Here is a 20,252-nt window from a genome sequence, read left to right as displayed (position 1 = left end):
ACTAGCTACCTAGGGTAGCTACCATTACAGCTTTGATGGTGTGCATACGGTTTTCTGCTTCATCGAACACGATAGAGTGCTCCGATTCAAGAACCTCGTCTGTCACCTCACAGCCGTCTTTCAACACTGGGTATTCAGCGGCAAGCTGTTTGCCCACTGTTGTGTCTTCACCATGGAAAGCCGGTAGGCAGTGCATGAATTTCACCTGCGGATTGCCGGTTGCTTTGATCATGTCCATGTTTACTTGGTAAGGAAGCATCAGGTTGATGCGCTCGTCCCATGCCTCTTTCGCTTCACCCATAGATACCCAAACATCTGTGTATAGGAAGTCACAACCTTGAACGCCTTCAGTAACGTCGTCAGTTAGGGTGATTTTAGCGCCAGTGTTTTCCGCGATAGCGCGGCACTCAGCTACTAGGCTCTCTTCTGGCCAGAATTGCTTAGGAGCCACTAGGTTGATTTCCATGCCCATCTTAGCCGCGCCAACCATAAGTGAGTTACCCATGTTGTTGCGTGCATCGCCTAGATAAGCAAACTTCATTTCGCTCAGTTGCTTAGTAGGGCAGTGCTCCATCATGGTTAGGAAGTCAGCCAAGATTTGAGTCGGGTGGAACTCATCAGTAAGACCATTCCACACTGGCACGCCAGCGTATGCGCCTAACTCTTCCACGATCTCTTGACCAAAGCCGCGATACTCGATTCCGTCATACATGCGACCAAGAACGCGAGCGGTGTCTTTCATTGATTCCTTGTGACCGATTTGAGAGCCAGATGGGCCAAGGTAAGAAACCTGAGCGCCTTGGTCGAATGCCGCTACTTCAAATGCACAGCGAGTACGAGTAGAGGTTTTCTCAAAGATAAGTGCGATGTTTTTGCCTTTCAGACGCGGCTGCTCGTAACCATTGTACTTCGCCTTTTTCAGCTCCATAGATAGCTCTAGTAGGTGCTGGATCTCGCGAGGGGTGAAGTCTAATAGTTTTAGGAAGTTACGATTGCGTAGGTTAAAAGCCATGATATTTGTTCCTTTTTATTAGGGTTCTTTATTATTGTTTTTTGATAGCTGATAGCTGATAGCTGATAGCTGATAGCTGATAGCTGATAGCTGATAGCTGATAGCTGTTACTTAAAGGTCACGAGTAATATTGGTACCAGCGGTGCCTTTTAGGATCTCTAAGCCGTCTTGCAGTGCGCCTATGCCCACTACCTTGCCGCCCGTTTTGATGAACTCGCAGGAAGCGTCGATCTTAGGTCCCATGGAGCCTGCATCGAACTCAACCTTGGCCAGCTCGCTCGGGGTAGCGTTGCGAATCACGTGCTGAGTCGCTGTTCCCCAATCCAGGTAAACGCCATCAGCATCGGTTAGGATAAGTAGTGCATCTGCGCCTAGTTGACGGGCTAGGAATGCCGCCGACATATCTTTGTCGATTACTGCTTCCACTCCTTCAAGCTTGCCGTTAACGCGCTTAACTGGAATACCGCCACCGCCAGTACAGATGACCAAGTGACCTTCGTGGATTAGTTTCTCGATAGCGTCGTGCTCAACGATGCCAGTTGGTTGAGGGCTTGGTACCACGCGGCGGAAGTACTCACCGTCTGGCTTGATGGTCCAGTGGTATTTCTCTGCCATCTCGCGCGCTTCGGCTTCTTTGTACACAGGGCCGATTGGCTTAGTTGGGTCAGCGAATGCTGGGTCTTCAGGGTTAACCGTCATCTGGGTCAGCATGCAGGTCACATTGACATTCGGCATCTGATTCTTGAACTCTTGCATAAGCATGTAGCCGATCATGCCTTGAGTTTCGCTACCTAGAACGTCTAGCGGATACGGGTTTACCTTCTTGTATTCCAATCCTTGTAGAGCCAATAGGCCAACTTGAGGACCATTACCGTGCACTAAAACCACGTTGTACTCTTCGGCAATCTTAGAGATGGTCTCTACAGCGATTTGGATATTTTTACGTTGAACTTCTGCTTCCAATGGCTCGCCACGGCGAAGCAGAGCATTACCACCTAGGGCAACCACAACAGTTTGCTTTGTCATATTCTTTACTCTTTGATAGGAGTGGAGCAGGGCTCCACTCAGCCACTGAAATTAGATACCGTCACGCTCGATTGGGCAGCTCATGCAGCGTGCACCGCCACGACCACGACCTAGCTCATCACCTGGGATAGGCAGTACAGTGATGCCCGCTTTGTCGTATTTCTCATTGGTGTAGGTGTTGCGCTCATAGCCGATAACTACGCCCGGGCGTACGGTTAGTACGTTGTTGGCATCGTTCCACTGCTCACGCTCTGCTTCGAAGCTGTCACCACCTGTAGTGATAAGGTTTAGCTTGTCTACGTGCAGGGCTTTCTCAATGGTGTGGATATAAGAGTCTTGCTGTTTGGCAACTACGCGGCCTGATTCATCACCAGTTAGACTCCAGGTTTTCACATCATCTGGAATCACATTTGGATAGACAGAGAAGGTGTCTTCACGCATGTGAGTCATTACCGTATCTAGGTGCATGCAAGAGCGCTCTTTTGGAAGCTCTAATGCAATAACCTGCTTAGCTTGACCATGCTTGAATAGGTTAGAAGCTAGCTGCTCAACACCTTGTGGTGTGGTGCGCTCGGACATACCAATCAGTACTGCGCCCTTACCGATAACCAATACATCGCCACCCTCGATAGTTGAGTGATCGTAGTTTTGTTGCTCATCGCCAAAGTACTTCACAAAGTCTTGACCAGCGAAGGTTGGGTGCCAGCGATAGATAGCGCGAACATGGTTAGTTTCTCGTTGACGAGCTACCTTAGCCATTGGGTTAATGGAGACACCACCGTAGATCCAGCAAGAGGTATCGCGGGTAAATAGGTGGTTAGGTAGTGGGTCGATAATAAAGTCAGTCGGTTTAGACATCGCATTTAGAATCGCTGAAGACTGCATTGGCATCTGACCGAATGCTAAACCGCCGGTTAGGATCTTAGCCAGTTGTAGGTTAGGCAGGTCGCCTAGATAGCAGCGCACATCGTTAGCAAATGTTGGACCTAAGCGCATGTCTGAGATTTGAGTGCGCAGTAGCCAGTCTTTCGCTTCTGGCACTTCTAGGGTTTCAGCCAATAGGTTAGTTAAAAGCAGAACCTCAACGCCTTGGTCACGCAGAGTCTGTGCAAATGCGTCATGCTCTTCGCCAGCTCGCTCTACAGCAAGTACATCATCAAATAGCAAGTCATGACAGTTAGAAGGGGTTAGGTGAGTCAGGGAACGCTTTGGACGGTGAAGAAGCACTCTTCTTAGTTGTCCAACTTCTGAGCCTACATAGAATTTGCTCATGTTATATCTCTCTTATTATTTTTCTGTTTCACGTTATTTGTTTTTATGTGGGTTTAATTTAATTAAATCCCCGTTCTTTTCTGTAGTTAATATTACTCTTAGATTGGGATTAAACTAAGACCGCTATCACACAATTATTTAAATATAGTAATACTTAACTGTTATCTTTATTAGCAATTTGTATTCATTTAGTGTGTTTTTATTTGCTATTTTTCTATGCATTAAAACTGACTTTGTAGGCATTTGCGTTGCTTTGATGCCTTGTGTGGCTTGGTTTTTGTGCGTTTGTATTGGTGTTGTATCTATGCACTAGTACACATAAGGATGTAAAAAAATGCATAACTTGGCAGTTAAATGTATTAATTAACAAACGGGCAACTTAAAACAGAAGGGATGTTTGATTAAGGTCAATTTAGACTAATTATTTAGAGGTGTTAATTAATAAGTTGATATCATTAATATAAGTCTGGATGATAATTAATAAAACTAATGTGGGAATAAAATATATTAGTTATTCGGGGTGGGGATATATTTATTCTGGGAGAGTTTAAGGTTTAAAAAGTAGTTGAGAGGGAGAAGAGGAGCTGTCAGCTGCAAGCTTTCAGCTATCAGTTTTGAGCGTTTAAACTCGAATTAGGAGGGCTTTATGCGTTGGCTGTTAGCGCATATATGACGTTTTTGGGTGTCTGTAGGGTCGGTTCTAGCTGTGTATGTTGGAGGATACCGGATAAGCCCTTTAGGGCTTTCCGGCATGACGGTCTTACTCTAGAGGCTCGGTAAACTTCAGAAGGGAAGCAGTTTCCAGTTAGCCCACTCCACGTCATCCCGGAATTTGCATCGCAAATATCCGGGATCTGTTTTGAGTGCTCTAGGTAGGTTTGTACACCGGAAGACCCCGGCTAAAAGCCTACCGGTATGACGGTCTGGACGGACGATTATGCGTTGACGGTTTGGAGCGGAGCCCTACACTCACCCTGATAGCTGATAGCTGATAGCTGATAGCTGATAGCTGATAGCTGATAGCTGATAGCTGATAGCTGATAGCTGATAGCTGATAGCTGATAGCTGATAGCTGATAGCTGATAGCTGATAGCTCGCTCCGTATCTTTTTACTTCCGAACGCAAAAAAGCCACCCGTAGGTGGCTTCTTCGAAAAGGTATCAGTCTCTAGGCTAGATCAGAGCACCGATGCTCAGCACTACCATACAGAATACAGTCAGAATACCTATTAATGGCATTACCCACTTAACCCAGCGCACATATGGTACGCGAGCGATTGCTAGGCCGCCCATTACTACCGCAGAGGTTGGGGTGATTAGGTTTACTAGACCCGCCGCAGATTGATATGCGGTGATCACTAGATCACGACCAACGCCAGCGAAGTCAGCCAGAGGTGCCATGATAGGCATGGTTAGCACTGCTAGGCCTGAGGTTGATGGGACTAGGAATGACAGTAGGACCTCGATAAAGAACATCACGTTGATGAACACTACAGACGACAAGCCAGTGATCATCTGTTCGGCGTTGAACAAGATGGTGTCGGTGATCATGCCGTTGTCCATGACTACTACGATGCCGCGAGCGATACCGATAATTAGCGCTACACCTAGTAGGTCTCGAGCACCGTCGATAAAGCTGGTGGTGAAGTCTTCTTCGCTCATGCGAGCGACTAGGCCAACGATGATAGAAGCGGCTAGGAACATTGCAGAGATCTCTGCCATCCACCAACCGACTACAGCTACGCCATAGATCATTACGCCAAACGAGGCTACGAAGATGCCAAGGATAAGTTTGCGAGTGCCAGTGAATTCTAGTTGGCCCTCTTCTTTGTCTCCTAGGAAGTGTGCCTTGTTCTCTTCGTATTTATCGTAAACCACTGACTTAGTTGCATCTTCACGAACCATGCGAGCGTAGCGCATCACATAAGCTACACAGATAAACCAGCCAACCACTAGCATGACCACGCGAAGTAGCATGCCTTCTGTAAATGGAATCGCTGACGCGTTAGCTGCGATTACGGTAGCAAACGGGTTGATGGTTGAACCCAATACGCCGATACCAGCACCCAGCAGAATAGTGGCTGCCGCTACCATAGGGTCAAAACGTGCTGCCATCATCACAGGTACTAGTAGTGCATAGAAAGGTAGAGATTCCTCTGCCATACCATAGACGGTGCCCCCTGCTGCAAACAGTGCCATGAGTATGGGGATCATCATCTCTTCTCGCCCTTTAAGACGAGCTGTGACGCGCTCTATACCGGCATCTATTGCACCTGTTTTGGTTACTAGGCCAAGGAAGCCACCGATAATAAGGATAAATAGTGAAACGTCGATTGCGGCAGCTTCGTAGCTGTTGTGGTCATAGAAGCCATCGATAGGCGCAAGCAGTACGTCAACCACCCCTTGCGGGTTGGCATCCACAGAATGATAGGTACCCGTTACAGGTACTTCACGGCCAAGGTCTTCATTCATTGCACGCTCATATTGACCTGCTGGAATAATCCAGGTCATAAGGGCAACGATAGCGATCAAGGCAAACAAGATCGTATAGGCGGAAGGGAATTTAAAGTTGGCAAAGAAGCCACCCTTTTTCTCTTCAGTAGGTAGTGTATGCGTTGTCATTGCTTATCTCCTGATAACAACTTGAATCAAAAAATCCATGTAACTTCATTGAGTTACGAGTTGCTTAGAAAAGAACGGAAGATTTAAGCATTAAACGGAACAGGGACAGTCTAGCGCTGTTTTGAAACAGTAAAACCCAGTTTGATCACACTCTTTTATGCCTGATTTTTACCCAGAACTATGCATAGAGTCTGGCATTGGATAATTAAGGATTGGGGCGCACTTTCATTCAGTACGATGCCTTTAACCCTAGATTTTTGAAAATCATTATTCACTTTTTGGGATATCTTGGCCTGTTCAAGAATTGTGCGGAATTTTGAAACTGTTCACAGAAGCTGGTGGATTTGTGAGCCCAAAGATAAAAATAGGCGCATATTGTGCTGTTTTGTATATAAAACAATCAGTTAAGTGGGTTTAGGCATAACAACTCGTAAAAATACCTGATCTGCATCAAGTAAGAGTTTTTTAAGGGTGTTGCTCCTTGAGTCGCACAAAATTTACTCCAAAGGTGCAATGACACCATTTGCATACCAGTTAATAAATCATACAAATGAAATGGTTGATTTATATGCAATTTTCTATGCATGCATTTTCTGATTTGTGTACAAAACAGCATCTTTCACATTCATCTCATCTATTGATTCCATAAAACAGCAGAGCCGATCTCAAAAATGAAATGATTGATGTCGATATTTGCCGTTTAGATCACAGAAATTTAGGAGTAACTTTATTCGTACCGAAGCGATAGTAAATAAGTTTTATATACCTTCGCTTCATTGGGGAATATAAACAGAAAACAAAGCACCTTATGAGTTATTCATAATCTTCTCTGCTCACTGTTTATATGTTCTTAGCCACTAAGATACGAGGTTTATTATGAAGCTGGAAGGTGTCAGCACGAGCATTATCGTTGCTGCCAAGAGAGTTTTTCTCTGCCAGATAGTATTAGCCGTCGGTGTTGTTTTATACGAAGTGGTATTCGGGAATAAGCTAGATATTGAATCTGCAATGTTAGGTTGTGCAATTGCAATGTTACCAGCATTAATTGGCTTCTTTTATTCCAGCTTAAAAGTTCAAAGAAACCCAAATTATAGTCTTCGCGATTTAATGCAAATGAGTAGAGTCGTGAAATTAATATATACCTTTGTCGCTTTTATCGTTGCATTTAGATTCTTCATGCTCGATAACCCAGTTATCTTAGAGGCATATATTGTGACTATGGTTGGCTATTTCTTGACTCCGTTTATCGCGGACTCACAGTCGGAGTATGCGTAACAATGGAACAAGTCACAACTGCTCATGAATATATTGAGCACCACCTGACCTTCGCAACGTTAGGTGATGGTTTTTGGGCAATCAACATTGACTCAATGATCATGGTTTGGTTGACCGGATTGCTGTTTATCGGTGCATTTAGATACGTAGTAACCAAAGGCACTAGCGGCGTTCCGGGACGTTTCCAATGTCTTATCGAAGTGACTTTTGAGTTTGTAAACAACCTAGTTGAAGAGATCTTCCAGGCCAAAGACAAATTAATTGGGCCATTAGCACTGACTACATTCGTGTGGGTATTGCTAATGAATGCAATCGACTTAATCCCAGTTGATTTTATTCCTAGATTTCTCGGCGCACTAGGCGTTACACACTTTAGGGAACTTCCAACAGCAGACGTAAATATTCCAATGTCTATGGCATTAGGCGTATTTATTCTACTGATGATTTACACGCTGAAGAACAAAGGTATTAAAGGATTTATTAAAGAACTGACAACTCAACCATTTGAGAATCCACTTCTTTATCCAGTAAACCTTGTTTTAGAGCTTGTAACGTTAATTTCTAAACCAATTTCTTTAGGTCTACGACTATTTGGCAACATGTACGCAGGTGAAATGATATTTATCCTGATTGCATTAATGCCATGGTGGATGCAATGGGCACTAAGTGTTCCATGGGCATTATTCCACATCCTAATCGTGTTCCTACAGGCATTTATTTTCATGGTTCTTACCATCGTCTATTTAGGCATGGCAGTAGAAGAACATCACTAAGTTTTATTTAATCGAATTAATTAACAAATTAAAGATAATTGGAGACATTCAATGGATATCGTAAGCGCAGTTCTATATGTAGCGGGTGCATTGCTAATCGGTCTAGGTGCTGCTGGTGCGGCTTCAGGTATCGGTAACCTTGCTGGTAAATACCTAGAAGGTGTTGCTCGTCAGCCTGACCTAACTCCTATGCTACGTACTCAATTCTTCATCATGATGGGTCTTGTGGATGCTGTACCAATGATTGGTGTTGGTATCGGTCTATACATCATCTTCGCTGTAGCGTAACGCAAGGCAAGAACCGATTTAGTAGTAATCAAGATTTAGTGAGGAAGCTATGAACTTAAATGCAAGCATGCTTGGCCAAGCAATCTCCTTCGTGATTTTTGTTTGGCTGTGTATGAAATATGTATGGCCACCTCTCACTGCGATGCTAGATGAGCGCCAAAAGATGATTGCTGACGGTCTTCGCCATTCAGAAAACGCTGCAAAAGAGCTAGATATTGCAAAAGCAAATGCAGCGGACCTAGTTGACGAAGCGAAACGTAACGTGTCCGAGCTCCTTGAGCAAGGCAACAAACGTCGCAACGAAATCATCACCCAAGCTCAGCAAGATGCTGAAAAAGAAAAAGCACGCATCCTTGAGCAGGGTAGAGCGGAATTGGAAGGCGAACGCCAGAAGATTCGCCAAGAACTTCAAGCACAGATGGCAGACGCCGTAATCGAAAGTGCTCAGAAGTTGATTAACAAGAACCTGGATTCAGACGCGAACCGAGCTCTGGTTGATCAGTTAATCAAAGAAATCTAGTAGGGGGGCAATATGTCTGAGTACGCAAGTATTGCTCATCCATACGCTAAAGCATCGTTCGACTTTGCTTTAAGTGAGAACAAGTTACAAGAATGGCAATCGATGTTGGAAATTCTTGTGACCGTGACAGAAGAAGAGAGCATCGCATATGCCATCTCTTCTGCAGAGGGAGCAGGCTCCCAGCAAGCGGAACAAATCGCTGACGCCATCATCGAAATCTGCCAAGGCATGATCGATGAGCCAGTACAAAACCTGATTAAGGTGATGTCTGAGAATGGCCGTTTGTCACTCTTCGGCGATGTATATCAACTGTTCTGCGAGCTAAAGGACGAATACGAACGCGTAGTTCCTGTCACCGTCACAGCATCAGAGCCACTTTCAGAGCAGCAGGTAACGTCATTGACCGCTGCACTAGAGAAGAAATTAGAGCGCAAGGTTGAACTAGAGCAAGAGCTCGACACCACACTGGTAGGCGGCATCGTCATCAAAGCGGGTGAGACCATTATCGATGGCTCGTTGAACACTTCCATCGAACGACTAGCTAGTCAACTTCGCGCGAGATAGGTAACGAATATGCAACTAAATTCCAATGAAATCAGCGATCTAATCAAAGAGAGAATCGCGCGATTTAATGTGAGCACTGAGGCTCGCAATGAAGGTACCATCGTTTCAGTACGTGACGGTATCATCACAATCAACGGCCTAGCTGATGTAATGCAAGGTGAGATGATTGAACTGCCAGGCGGCCGCTACGCACTCGCTCTTAACCTTGAGCAATACTCTGTAGGTGCGGTTGTTATGGGTCCTTACACCGACCTTTCTGAAGGTATGAAGGTGAAAGGCACTGGCCGTATCCTTGAGGTTCCAGTAGGTGAAGGTCTTCTTGGCCGCGTAGTAAACACCCTTGGTGAGCCAATCGACGGTAAAGGCGCAGTTAAGTCTGAGCAGCTAAACCCAATCGAAATTATCGCCCCTGGTGTAATCGAACGTAAGTCGGTAGATCAGCCAATCCAGACTGGTTATAAAGCGGTTGATACCATGGTGCCAATCGGCCGTGGTCAGCGTGAGCTAATCATCGGTGACCGTCAGACTGGTAAAACAGCAATGGCAATCGATGCCATCATCAACCAAAAAGATTCTGGCGTTAAATGTATCTATGTGGCAATCGGTCAGAAAGCTTCAACTATCGCTAACGTAGTACGTAAGCTTGAAGAGCACGGCGCTCTTGAAAACACTATCGTTGTGGTAGCGTCAGCATCAGAATCAGCAGCACTTCAATACCTAGCGCCATACGCAGGTTGTACCATGGGCGAATACTTCCGTGACCGTGGTGAAGATGCACTAATCATCTACGATGACCTATCAAAACAAGCGGTAGCTTATCGTCAAATCTCGCTTCTACTAAAACGCCCACCAGGCCGTGAAGCGTTCCCAGGTGACGTTTTCTATCTTCACTCACGCCTTCTAGAGCGCGCAGCTCGAGTAAACGAAGAGTATGTAGAGAAGTTCACTAACGGTGAAGTAAAAGGTAAGACAGGTTCTCTAACCGCTCTGCCTATCATCGAGACCCAAGCAGGTGACGTATCAGCGTTCGTACCGACCAACGTTATCTCTATCACTGACGGTCAGATCTTCCTTCAGACTCAGCTATTTAACTCAGGCCTACGTCCAGCGGTTGACCCAGGCATCTCGGTTTCTCGTGTAGGTGGTGCAGCTCAGAGCAAGATCATCAAGAAGCTATCTGGTGGTATCCGTACCGCACTGGCTCAGTATCGTGAACTTGCAGCGTTTGCTCAGTTCTCTTCTGACCTTGATGAAGCAACTCGTAAGCAGCTTGACCACGGTGAGCGCGTTACAGAGCTAATGAAGCAGAAGCAATACGCTCCTATGTCTGTAGCGGAACAAGCAACGGTTATCTTCGCAGCTGAAAAAGGTTACCTAACCGACGTTGAGCTAAACAAGATTGCTCGCTTTGAAGAAGAACTGCTTTCTTACGCTAAAGCTCAAAACCCAGAGTTGTTCGACAAGATCAACGCAACGGGTGACTACAACGACGACATCGAATCTGCTCTTACAGAGATTCTGGATAGTTTCGTAGCGCTTAAGCCTTGGTAATCGCTCCGGTTTGTTGACTGGAAATCCAAAACAAATAGGAGCAGATAATGGCTAATACAAAAGAGATTCGCACCAAGATCGGCAGTGTGTCTAACACACAAAAGATCACCAGTGCTATGGAAATGGTTGCGGCAAGTAAGATGCGTAAGGTTCAGGATCGTATGGAGCTTACACGCCCATACGCCGAGAGCATGCGCCAAGTTATCGCTCATGTCGCTTCGGGTACATTGGAGTACCAACACCCGTACCTTCAACAACGCGAACCTAAGCGTGTTGCTTACATCATTATCTCCTCAGACCGTGGTCTGTGTGGCGGCTTGAACAACAACCTGTTCAAGAAAGTGCTGGAAGAGATGTCTGAGTGGCAAGCAAAAGGCGTGGAAGTAGATACAACCCTTATCGGTTCTAAAGCTATCAACTTCTTCCAACGCATGGGTAACGTTGTTGCACAGACCTCAGGTTTAGGTGACGCACCAAAACTGGAAGAGATTCTGGGTACGGTTAACGCAATGCTTAGTCACTACGATGAAGGCAAGATTGACAGTTTGTTTTTGGTTTACAACAAGTTTGTGAACACCATGGTGCAAGAGCCAACGACAGCACAACTGCTGCCACATCCTTCAGATGTAGACACGCCGAAAGAAGAAAAGCGTTGGGACTACATCTATGAGCAAGCACCACGTGACATCCTTTCAGACCTGCTACACAGATACATCGAATCTCAAGTGTATCAAGGCATTGTAGAAAGCATCGCGTGTGAGCAAGCAGCCCGAATGGTAGCCATGAAAGCGGCCACCGACAACGCCGGCCAACTGATCGACAACCTTCAGTTGGTGTACAACAAAGCGCGTCAGGCTGCCATTACCCAAGAGCTGAGCGAAATCGTTTCAGGCGCTCAAGCGGTTTAAGGGTTACGAGAAGAATTTGAGGATATAGACATGAGTCTTGGAAAAATAGTTAAAGTGATCGGTGCGGTGGTTGACGTTGAATTCAGCCACAACAATGGTCCTCGCGTATATGACGCGCTGAAAGTTCTAGGTGACAACGTAGGTAGCCTAGTACTAGAAGTTCAACAACAAATGGGTGGCGGTATCGTTCGTTGTATCGCAATGGGTTCTTCAGACGGTCTGCGTCGTGGCCTGCAAGTGGAAAACACTGGCGCGCCAATCACAGTGCCTGTAGGTGAAGAAACTCTTGGTCGTATCATGAACGTACTTGGCGAGCCAATCGATGAGTGCGGCGAAATCGGCCAGAAAGAGAACTACGAGATCCACCGTGAAGCGCCTTCTTATGAAGATCAAGCAAACAGCACTGAGCTACTAGAGACAGGTGTTAAGGTTATCGACCTTATCTGTCCATTCGCTAAGGGTGGTAAAATCGGTCTGTTCGGCGGTGCGGGTGTAGGTAAGACCGTTAACATGATGGAGCTTATCAACAACATCGCAAAAGCACACTCAGGTCTTTCAGTATTTACCGGTGTAGGTGAGCGTACTCGTGAGGGTAACGACTTCTACTACGAGATGAAAGAAGCGGGCGTACTAGACAAAGTTGCCATGGTTTACGGCCAGATGAACGAGCCACCGGGTAACCGTCTACGTGTAGCACTAACGGGTCTAACTATGGCTGAGCGTTTCCGTGATGAAGGCCGTGACGTACTGCTGTTCGTGGATAATATTTATCGTTACACCCTTGCGGGTACTGAGGTTTCGGCTCTACTAGGTCGTATGCCATCAGCGGTAGGTTATCAGCCAACACTGGCAGAAGAGATGGGTGTTCTTCAAGAGCGTATCACCTCAACTAAGACTGGCTCAATCACTTCTATCCAGGCGGTATACGTACCTGCGGATGACTTGACTGACCCATCACCAGCGACCACCTTCGCTCACTTGGATGCAACGGTTGTACTGTCTCGTAACATCGCAGCCCTAGGTCTATACCCTGCAATCGACCCACTAGATTCGACTTCTCGTCAGCTAGATCCTCAGGTTGTTGGTCAAGAGCACTACGACGTAGCGCAAGGCGTTCAAACTACGCTACAACGCTATAAAGAGCTTAAAGACATCATCGCAATCCTAGGTATGGATGAGCTATCTCAAGAAGATAAGCAAACTGTATCTCGTGCTCGTAAGATTGAACGTTTCCTAACTCAGCCTTACCACGTAGCGGAAGTATTTACTGGTCAGAAAGGTGTATTCGTATCACTGCGTGACACCATCACAGGCTTTAAAGGTCTGCTAGAAGGTCAATACGACGATATCCCAGAGCAAGCATTCTTGTACTGCGGTTCTATCGACGAAGTGCTTGAAAAAGCAAAAACCATGTAAGGGTAGGGTGCATTATGGCTATCGGAGTTACAGAGAATACATTTCAACTTAACATCGTAAGTGCGGAAGGTACGCTGTTTTCAGGGCCAGCACACGCTCTAGCGGTTTCAGGCGCAGATGGTGAGCTGGGCATCCGCCCAGGTCACTCACCTCTACTAAGTAAGATCAAACCGGGTGTAACTGTGTTTGTGACCGATCTGAAAGCAGACGAGCAAGTGCTGTATGTATCAGGCGGTCTGGTGGAGGTTCAACCTGACTCAGTAACGGTTCTTGCTGATACCGCGCTTCACGGCACAGATATCGACAAAGCTCGTGCCGAAGAAGCGAAGCGTGCTGCGCTTGAAAACATCAATAAAGGAGCAGGGGACGCTAACTTTGCTCAAGCACAACTAGAGTTGGCCAAAGCGATTGCTCAACTGCGAGCTGTGGAGCTTACCGCTTCATCTACGCGACGACACTAGTGAGAGCTTAAAAATACTCAAAGTAATTGGAGCTACAGCTAGACAACAAACGATTGAGACCCCTGAGCATAGACAAACTATGTGATGGGGCGAAAGAGAGCAGTTAACGACGCTGTAGCTTCAATTAAGAAGAGTAAAATTAGAGTGAACATGGTTTGGAAAACCGTATGTCCAGATCCTCGGATTCAAAACCATATTTACTCTCAGAATTGATTCGCTATCCAAGTTTGGGTAGCCACTTGAAAAGCAGACAAGCGTAAGACTTTTCAGGCTCTAAACCATTTCTTTTAGCAGAGAAACTCAGAACCGTTTTCGTTCTGAATCCTTTTGCCCTACGTGACTCACCCTCTCTGTAGGGCTTTTTTTGTCTGTTGATCTTTCTTTAAAACCACTCGGAAAATTATTCTGTCGAAACTCGCTTTCAAAATTTGGCAAATTTTTATATTTATTGAACAAGTTCAAACCCAAATCTTGCGAAGATTATTACTTACTCACCGCTCAGTTTTGTTGAGTTTGAAACTGTACTGTAGGATAGTAACTCTAAGTACTTAGCTAGCTTTGAATGAGGTAATGATGAGAACGGCCTTGCTGATGATGTTTATTTCGATGCCAACGTTTGCGGATATATTGGTATCACCAAACTTTGAGGTTAAAAAGGGAAGTTGCATCATTACTGATGTAGAGGATGGCAATATAAGCTCAATTGGTGAAGGGATGAATCCAGTAAGATTTTTTATTGAGGGGAGTAAGCCTTCAATTGTCATTGAGCATATGGATATTCAGTCTGCTACTAAGTTGGAAAATAGTGATTTAACGTTTTCTTTTAACTTAGGCCCAGACAAAAGTTTCGATGAAATGTTGACTGCGGGTGTTGATTTAGATCTGAAAGAAGACAAGGAGAATGAAGTCCTCATTCAATCAAAGCAAACGGGTGGCAACGGTATAGCCGAAATCTATTTTGATGTGACATGTGATTAGAGATTAGTCCGCGGTATACAGGTAAATCAGTCGTAAGCTAATTTGCTGAAGACTCTTTTGGCCTGAGTAAAAAGCCATCTACTGAGAGATGGCCTATGTTTCATTTCGATTAGTTTTGCTATGCCTTCGCTAAGGCGTGGTATTACAAGTAAACTCGACGGTAGTCTCGATAGAATGTGTGCCGGAACCTAATTCAGCGCGCGACATACCTGCGTAAACCGACAGTCTAAACTCTTCTTCATTTTCCAGGCCCAAAACCTTAAAGTTTTGGTCAATTGGTTCTCTAATGAAACTACCATGTGCGTAAGACTCATAGTAAGCGACTGCGGGATCTATGTTGCCTTGATAGTTGGTTGCTTTAGCTATTGTGAAGTCAACTTGACCGCCTGAAATCCCTGTTACAACTCTACCGTAGAACGAAGAGCCATACTGGTCAGTTAGGTGAATCCGTGCATTGTTACCACCGAACTCAACACCACATGGTTGGTCATCGTCTTCCAATGTTACTGAAAATGTCACGTTTTCAGATGCTTGAATCGAAGCACAGGCTAACGTAAGTGCTAAGCTACTCAGAATCTTTTTCATTCTCAGAGCCTTATTTACCAGAAGTATCACAAAGGAGTTCAACGGTAGATGTGATCTCGTGTGTACCTACACCCAAATCTGCACGAGATTGATTAAGGGTTGCCTCGATACTAAAGCTATCACCATTTTTCATGTTGCCCACTTCGTGTGAAGTTGTCATTGAAATCTCTTTCCATGTTTCACCAGCCCCAACGCTAAAGTGTCCCTTAGTAAGATCGATCGTCGCTGAATCAGTGTCAGTTGAGTGGATATATAGACGAACGTTGGTGTCATTTAGACCTGTAGTAATATCACCGTAAACTGATTCCCAATCCTGGCTATCATAAAGGCGGATACCACCATTCGTGCTATGAAAAGTAACACCACAACCAATAGTGTCGTCAATTGTTGTTGAAAATGAAACGTTTTCAGCATGTGTCAAAGAAGATGCCATCAGAGCAACTACAGCTAGAGATTTTTTCATGGGTAATGCCTTTGTGGAAAAACAGGAGGTTGCAAAGAGGCTAATGAAATAGCCTCTGAAAAGTATTTTAATGATTACTGACAGTTGAATTCGATAGTTGCAGAAATTGACGCAATACCTGCTGGAACTTCTGCGTAGGTACCGTTGTAGTTGGCACCAATATCGTAGATATCAGCACCTACTTTAGTTTCCATAGCAGGTTTAACTATTTTACCATCAACAGAGTAAGTGATTTTGTTCTCGTCCAGAGTGGTATTTTCAGTGTTAACAATTAGGCCAACCATTGCTGTAGGCGCATTGCTGTATGTTATAACTTGTGCAGATCTTTCTGAACTAACGTCAATCTCACCAAGGAAGTGAATAGAACCAGTGTTCTTCTGTGTTATTTCTGCACCACATACTACAGGGACGTCTTCTTGGAACAACAGAGTGTCGCCTTTAATTGGAGCAGGAATACCATCTTCAGGGACTGGGACGCCACGTCCAGCTTTCTGAGAAATGAACTCTTTCTTTTCCTTACCAGTTTTGCTATTCCATTCATTAAAACGTTGCTTTGCTACATCACCACCAAGAAGAAACGAATTGATCAGTTGGTCAAGGACTGAGTCGTATCCTTCTTCTTTTGGTGTCAGTGGGTTATCGTTGAATACAGAGATGTTGTTTAGTGCAACAAATGCAGCTGCTTTATCACGATTGTTCATTTCTGAAACGTTCTCTTGTACACCCTTGATAAGATCAGACATAGCATCGGTTTTTCGATTTGCGTAATCGTCATCGCTTTCGTTTTCGCCTTGCTTGAATTCGTTTTGACCTTCCATAATGTCGTGAAAGTTTTGAACTAATTCTGTGTTGCCAGAAAGTTCCTCAAGTTGTTCATATGCTGCTTTGTCTGCTGGACTCAGAACTGGTTTAAGGACGAGCTCTGATGCAGAAGCGCCAAAAGTAAGTGCGTTAGTAGCCATTGCCAAAGCTAGAAGAGTCTTCTTCATTTTGTACCTTCCTATCTAGGGATATGTAGCGCACATAAAATACTAAGTACGCATTTAATTTAAATAAAAGTTATTTGATTCGAGATGATTGGAATTGACCAATCGATACATCGCCACATTCGATTTCAAGAGTGCCCGATACGTAGTGCGTACCAGATGGCATATCCGTAATCGACTTGTTTACTTTTACTACGGCTTCGTACTCTCCGTTGCCTAGAGTGACACCGCCGTAGGTATGGTTGAACTGCTTTCGTTCACCATTGTTTCCACGTACCAACATTAAATAGTCATCGCCAATGGCTTGAGACGTTTCAACATTAGTAAATCTTACATTTGCTCGTTCAGAGGACGTATTTGCCATTACTTCAAACTTGGCAGTGTCGTCGTAAATAATACGACTGCCATTTTCAAAAATAATGTCACCGGTTGCGTCATGAACTTGAATACCGCATGAGTCTTCAATTTTTGTGCTGAATGAGACACCATTAGAACTAAAGTCCATTGAAGCATTTGCCCCAAATGAAGCCAGAATTGAGATGGATAAAACTAACTTCTTCATATGGCTTACCATTGAACGTTTGAAAGCGACGCTGCGGATTCAAGCATTTCCACTTTCTTCTCAAGCTCTTTTACTTTTGCTTCTTTAGTGCGAAGTTCCAATGCATATAACTTGTCGCAATCAAGGCGTTTTGGAGCTCCGAATTTCCAGGTGAATTCAATGCCTACACGGTTATCGTTGCCATCATAGCCATTGTAATAATCATTTGATCCGTTTTGGTCGTACTCGTTCGCACCAGACTCAGCATAGGTACGAACTTCGTACGGAGAGTCGTCAGAGTCGAATGAGCACGAAATACCATCTGAGGTACGGATTGTATCGCTCAAGGCTGGAGTTGCGAAGAGAGCAATCGCTACTGCAAGAGTTAATTTTTTCATTTAAATGACCTTAAAATGTATCTTTCTTCCAGTACAACTTCGCCAATGTACAAATCTTTGATCTGAACATATCTCCATCGTTTGCTACTGAAATCGAACAAACTTTGTAAGTTACAGGCTTGTTCCAATCGCCTTGATCCAGTTGAACGGTAATTGGTAACTTACGAAAATCATTTGGGTAAACAATCGATGTTTGGCCGGCTACTTTGGTTGATAGAACCTCTACTTCACCTGTTTTTTTGTCGATATTTACTTTTTCAACAACCACATCGTATTGTTGGGGGTATTTGTTTAGGTTAGTGATGGTGATCGGAACCTGTTGGATACCATTGATGGTTAGAGCTTCATTGATAAAGTCATCATCTGTAGCATTGCCACCAAATTCTGTTGGAGCATGTGAATGCGCCATTACATGACCCGACATTAATATCGCTAATAGAAGTAGTTTCTTCACCAAGATACCCCTTTCAAAAACCTCTTAAACATAAAATTATCTGTTTTATGCTCGACCAAATCATTTGCGATGCCACGTACGTTTTGCTTGTATGCGTACTGTGTATGCTTAAGTGGTGTGCATCTTATCAGAACAATAATTGCCGTCAATAGGTCTTTTGGTTATTCTTATATATTATTTTATAATAATCCAAATAAACTTATTTATATCAATGGCTTATGAATTAAAATAAATTCGTATAAGGTATCTATAAGTTCTGTGTGATGGTGTTGAACCGCCACTTTTCAAACGAGATACATCAAACTGATATAGAGTAAATCTCGTTTAGGGGGCTTACTGAGCAATTGAGATGAAAACACTAAGGATCGCTTAAAACTGGTGACCGGAAACTACAGTTTTGTGTGAGGGTTGAGCAATTTATAAAAAAAGGGAGGCCAGTGGCCCCCTAAAATCGCTAATAGTCTTTGCCTGTTTGGGTTTGAAAGAAGGCTGTTGAGCTTATGGGGGAGTCCAAAGCTCGACTTAAGCGAGTCAGTTGCATGCTCGTTAAGCCTGATGGTTACCTTATCCAAGACCCAAATCGGCGTAGATAAAAAATATAACTCATGAAAAAGCTAATGATGAATTTTACACTGTTTCCTGTGGTCGTTCATCGTGTACTACTATGCATTTAATCTAGGTAAAAGTCTAGTTGCTATTGGCGATTTTAGGCAGATTTTATATTTATTTAACTCGTTTTAGGCAATTAAACCAATAGTGAGTTATTAGAGCAAGTCTTTAATTTATATAGGATTTTATTTGGTAAACCGATCTAGGATTTACGCCACAAAGTATCGTAAATCCGTAAGTAAGATTGGGCTGGAAGCTAGGTATTGTGGGGAATGTTCCCAACCTAGGTGCGTTGGGAACAGCAGGCAATTAGAAACAGAAATAACAGTGAAGTGGACTTTGAAATATATTTCTCGAGCCTAGAGTACTAAGCTCGATTATTTGCTGTTATCTGTTTTGCCATATTATCCATAATTGGATCAGTATGGCGGAATATATGCTGATACGACTCACACAAGTAATTGTGCAGGAACTCATCATCAGTCTTTACAATGCGTTGTTTAGGACAGCCGCCATAGCATCGTTCTAGATAAGGGCACTGTTTACACTTCTCGGTCAGAGTCTCGTATTTGTGATTGCCAAACGCGACTTGCTTGTCACTGGTGGCTAGGACATCCAGTGGTGTGTCTTGGATATTGCCGATTTTGTTTTCTGGATAGACGAAGTGATCGCAGGAATAGACATCTTCGTTTGCTTCTATTATGAGGTTGTCACCGCAGGTCTTACTGAAGATACACAGGCCCGATGGATAGCCAAGCTTTTGCGCCAGTAGCATCTCGAATGACTGCACATAGATTCGACCTAGGTCATGCCTTACCCACTCATCAAAGATATCGGCAATAAAGGTCCCATAGCCCGCTTTAGGTACTGAGAAAGGGGTTACCTTTTCGGTGGCTCCCGGCTCGAAACGCTCATCGTGCACATGGTCTTGCTCTACCACTGGAATAAACTGCATATGCATGGAGCCAAGCTCTTTTAGGGTCTGATAGACCTGTTTACCCTTGTTCCAGTTTGCATCGTTGACCACGGTGAGGGTATTGAACTGAACACCGTGCTCTTTTAGTAGCCCGATAACGTGGCGTACACGCTCAAAGGTGGGCTTACCATTGGTAGAGATGCGGTACTTGTCGTGGATAGTTGCATCACCATCAACCGAAATACCTATCAGAAAATTATGCTCAGCAAAGAAGCTTGCCCATTGCTTATTGATAGCAATACCGTTGGTTTGGAAGCTGTTGGTGATGGTTTTGCCGTTGGCGTATTGCTGCTGGAATTTCACTGCAGCTTTGTAGAAATCGAGTCCAGCTAAGGTAGGTTCTCCCCCTTGCCAAGCAAAGTCCACATGCGCTTGTTTTGACCCTTGGATGTAGTTCTTCACATAGTTCTCTAGGGCATCCATGCTCATCTTGTCTTGATCGGGATAATAGGCCTCTTTTTCAAGATAGAAGCAATAGTCGCATTTGAGATTACACAGGTGGCTAACGGGCTTAGCCATCATATGGAAGGGTTTTTGCTGCATGTTTAACTCATTATTTTTATGTTTCCGCCCCG

22 protein-coding genes are annotated in these 20,252 nt (G+C 44.4%); 10 read left to right on the top strand and 12 right to left on the bottom strand.

All coding sequences use genetic code 11. The features are described 5' to 3' along the window. Position 1 precedes the first annotated feature (1 nt). From Pcarn_RS15030 to Pcarn_RS15010, 5 genes are all read right to left on the bottom strand, one after another. Positions 2 to 1,012 (bottom strand): ornithine carbamoyltransferase, encoded by a 1,011-nt coding sequence (locus Pcarn_RS15030; protein ID WP_261836735.1) that lies wholly within the window; start codon positions 1,010 to 1,012, stop codon positions 2 to 4. A gap of 111 nt (positions 1,013 to 1,123) precedes the next feature. Beyond that, the gene (gene arcC, locus Pcarn_RS15025) at positions 1,124 to 2,038 is read right to left on the bottom strand and encodes a carbamate kinase (protein ID WP_261836734.1); all 915 of its coding nucleotides are present in this window, start codon (positions 2,036 to 2,038) and stop codon (positions 1,124 to 1,126) included. Positions 2,039 to 2,089: 51 nt separating this feature from the next. Beyond that, entirely contained in the window at positions 2,090 to 3,310 is a 1,221-nt protein-coding gene (arcA, locus tag Pcarn_RS15020) for an arginine deiminase (RefSeq protein WP_261836733.1), read from the bottom strand. 969 nt (positions 3,311 to 4,279) lie between these two features. After that, complete coding sequence (locus Pcarn_RS15015) at positions 4,280 to 4,435, bottom strand: hypothetical protein (RefSeq protein WP_261836732.1); 156 nt, start codon at positions 4,433 to 4,435, stop codon at positions 4,280 to 4,282. Between the two features lie 47 nt (positions 4,436 to 4,482). Further along, positions 4,483 to 5,931: a YfcC family protein gene (locus tag Pcarn_RS15010; protein WP_261836731.1), complete on the bottom strand. Its 1,449-nt coding sequence runs from the start codon at positions 5,929 to 5,931 to the stop codon at positions 4,483 to 4,485. An 876-nt stretch (positions 5,932 to 6,807) separates the two neighbouring features. On the opposite strand from Pcarn_RS15010, the gene Pcarn_RS15005 reads away from it, so the two are divergent. The 10 genes from Pcarn_RS15005 (at position 6,808) to Pcarn_RS14960 (ending at position 14,665) form a co-directional block, all read left to right on the top strand. Continuing rightward, a complete protein-coding gene (locus Pcarn_RS15005) occupies positions 6,808 to 7,206 on the top strand; it encodes an ATP synthase subunit I (RefSeq protein ID WP_261836730.1) in 399 nt (132 codons plus the stop codon). Between the two features lie 2 nt (positions 7,207 to 7,208). Next, the gene (atpB, locus tag Pcarn_RS15000) at positions 7,209 to 7,979 is read left to right on the top strand and encodes a F0F1 ATP synthase subunit A (protein WP_261836729.1); all 771 of its coding nucleotides are present in this window, start codon (positions 7,209 to 7,211) and stop codon (positions 7,977 to 7,979) included. A 51-nt stretch (positions 7,980 to 8,030) separates the two neighbouring features. Further along, positions 8,031 to 8,267: a F0F1 ATP synthase subunit C gene (gene atpE, locus Pcarn_RS14995; RefSeq protein WP_004730405.1), complete on the top strand. Its 237-nt coding sequence runs from the start codon at positions 8,031 to 8,033 to the stop codon at positions 8,265 to 8,267. Positions 8,268 to 8,316: 49 nt separating this feature from the next. Further along, positions 8,317 to 8,787 carry a F0F1 ATP synthase subunit B gene (locus Pcarn_RS14990; RefSeq protein ID WP_261836728.1) on the top strand — a complete coding sequence of 157 codons (471 nt, stop codon included), beginning with the start codon at positions 8,317 to 8,319 and terminating at the stop codon, positions 8,785 to 8,787. A gap of 12 nt (positions 8,788 to 8,799) precedes the next feature. Continuing rightward, positions 8,800 to 9,351 (top strand): F0F1 ATP synthase subunit delta, encoded by a 552-nt coding sequence (locus Pcarn_RS14985; protein WP_261836727.1) that lies wholly within the window; start codon positions 8,800 to 8,802, stop codon positions 9,349 to 9,351. A gap of 9 nt (positions 9,352 to 9,360) precedes the next feature. Next, positions 9,361 to 10,902 (top strand): F0F1 ATP synthase subunit alpha, encoded by a 1,542-nt coding sequence (atpA, locus tag Pcarn_RS14980; RefSeq protein WP_261836726.1) that lies wholly within the window; start codon positions 9,361 to 9,363, stop codon positions 10,900 to 10,902. Between the two features lie 47 nt (positions 10,903 to 10,949). Next, complete coding sequence (gene atpG / locus Pcarn_RS14975; RefSeq protein ID WP_261836725.1) at positions 10,950 to 11,810, top strand: F0F1 ATP synthase subunit gamma; 861 nt, start codon at positions 10,950 to 10,952, stop codon at positions 11,808 to 11,810. Between the two features lie 30 nt (positions 11,811 to 11,840). Further along, entirely contained in the window at positions 11,841 to 13,226 is a 1,386-nt protein-coding gene (gene atpD, locus Pcarn_RS14970; RefSeq protein WP_261836724.1) for a F0F1 ATP synthase subunit beta, read from the top strand. Between the two features lie 14 nt (positions 13,227 to 13,240). Continuing rightward, on the top strand, positions 13,241 to 13,687 hold the full coding sequence (locus tag Pcarn_RS14965; RefSeq protein WP_261836723.1) for a F0F1 ATP synthase subunit epsilon: 447 nt from the start codon (positions 13,241 to 13,243) through the stop codon (positions 13,685 to 13,687). Between the two features lie 573 nt (positions 13,688 to 14,260). After that, positions 14,261 to 14,665 carry a hypothetical protein gene (locus Pcarn_RS14960; protein WP_261836722.1) on the top strand — a complete coding sequence of 135 codons (405 nt, stop codon included), beginning with the start codon at positions 14,261 to 14,263 and terminating at the stop codon, positions 14,663 to 14,665. 129 nt (positions 14,666 to 14,794) lie between these two features. Here Pcarn_RS14960 and Pcarn_RS14955 read toward each other — a convergent pair whose 3' ends face one another. The 7 genes from Pcarn_RS14955 to Pcarn_RS14925 form a co-directional block, all read right to left on the bottom strand. Then, positions 14,795 to 15,250, bottom strand: coding sequence for a hypothetical protein (locus Pcarn_RS14955; RefSeq protein ID WP_261836721.1), 456 nt, complete (start codon positions 15,248 to 15,250; stop codon positions 14,795 to 14,797). A 10-nt stretch (positions 15,251 to 15,260) separates the two neighbouring features. Then, on the bottom strand, positions 15,261 to 15,713 hold the full coding sequence (locus Pcarn_RS14950) for a hypothetical protein (RefSeq protein WP_261836720.1): 453 nt from the start codon (positions 15,711 to 15,713) through the stop codon (positions 15,261 to 15,263). Between the two features lie 74 nt (positions 15,714 to 15,787). Then, the gene (locus tag Pcarn_RS14945; RefSeq protein ID WP_261836719.1) at positions 15,788 to 16,702 is read right to left on the bottom strand and encodes a hypothetical protein; all 915 of its coding nucleotides are present in this window, start codon (positions 16,700 to 16,702) and stop codon (positions 15,788 to 15,790) included. Positions 16,703 to 16,772: 70 nt separating this feature from the next. Continuing rightward, a complete protein-coding gene (locus Pcarn_RS14940) occupies positions 16,773 to 17,204 on the bottom strand; it encodes a hypothetical protein (protein WP_261836718.1) in 432 nt (143 codons plus the stop codon). A gap of 62 nt (positions 17,205 to 17,266) precedes the next feature. After that, on the bottom strand, positions 17,267 to 17,638 hold the full coding sequence (locus tag Pcarn_RS14935) for a hypothetical protein (protein WP_261836717.1): 372 nt from the start codon (positions 17,636 to 17,638) through the stop codon (positions 17,267 to 17,269). A 10-nt stretch (positions 17,639 to 17,648) separates the two neighbouring features. Continuing rightward, the gene (locus Pcarn_RS14930; RefSeq protein ID WP_261836716.1) at positions 17,649 to 18,092 is read right to left on the bottom strand and encodes a hypothetical protein; all 444 of its coding nucleotides are present in this window, start codon (positions 18,090 to 18,092) and stop codon (positions 17,649 to 17,651) included. Positions 18,093 to 19,068: 976 nt separating this feature from the next. Next, positions 19,069 to 20,220: an anaerobic sulfatase maturase gene (locus tag Pcarn_RS14925; RefSeq protein ID WP_261836715.1), complete on the bottom strand. Its 1,152-nt coding sequence runs from the start codon at positions 20,218 to 20,220 to the stop codon at positions 19,069 to 19,071. Positions 20,221 to 20,252 lie beyond the last annotated feature (32 nt).

The sequence above is a fragment of the Vibrio ishigakensis genome (assembly GCF_024347675.1).
In the GTDB taxonomy this organism is placed as follows: Bacteria; Pseudomonadota; Gammaproteobacteria; order Enterobacterales; family Vibrionaceae; genus Vibrio; species Vibrio ishigakensis.
This window is presented reverse-complemented; position numbering and strand designations above follow the sequence as displayed.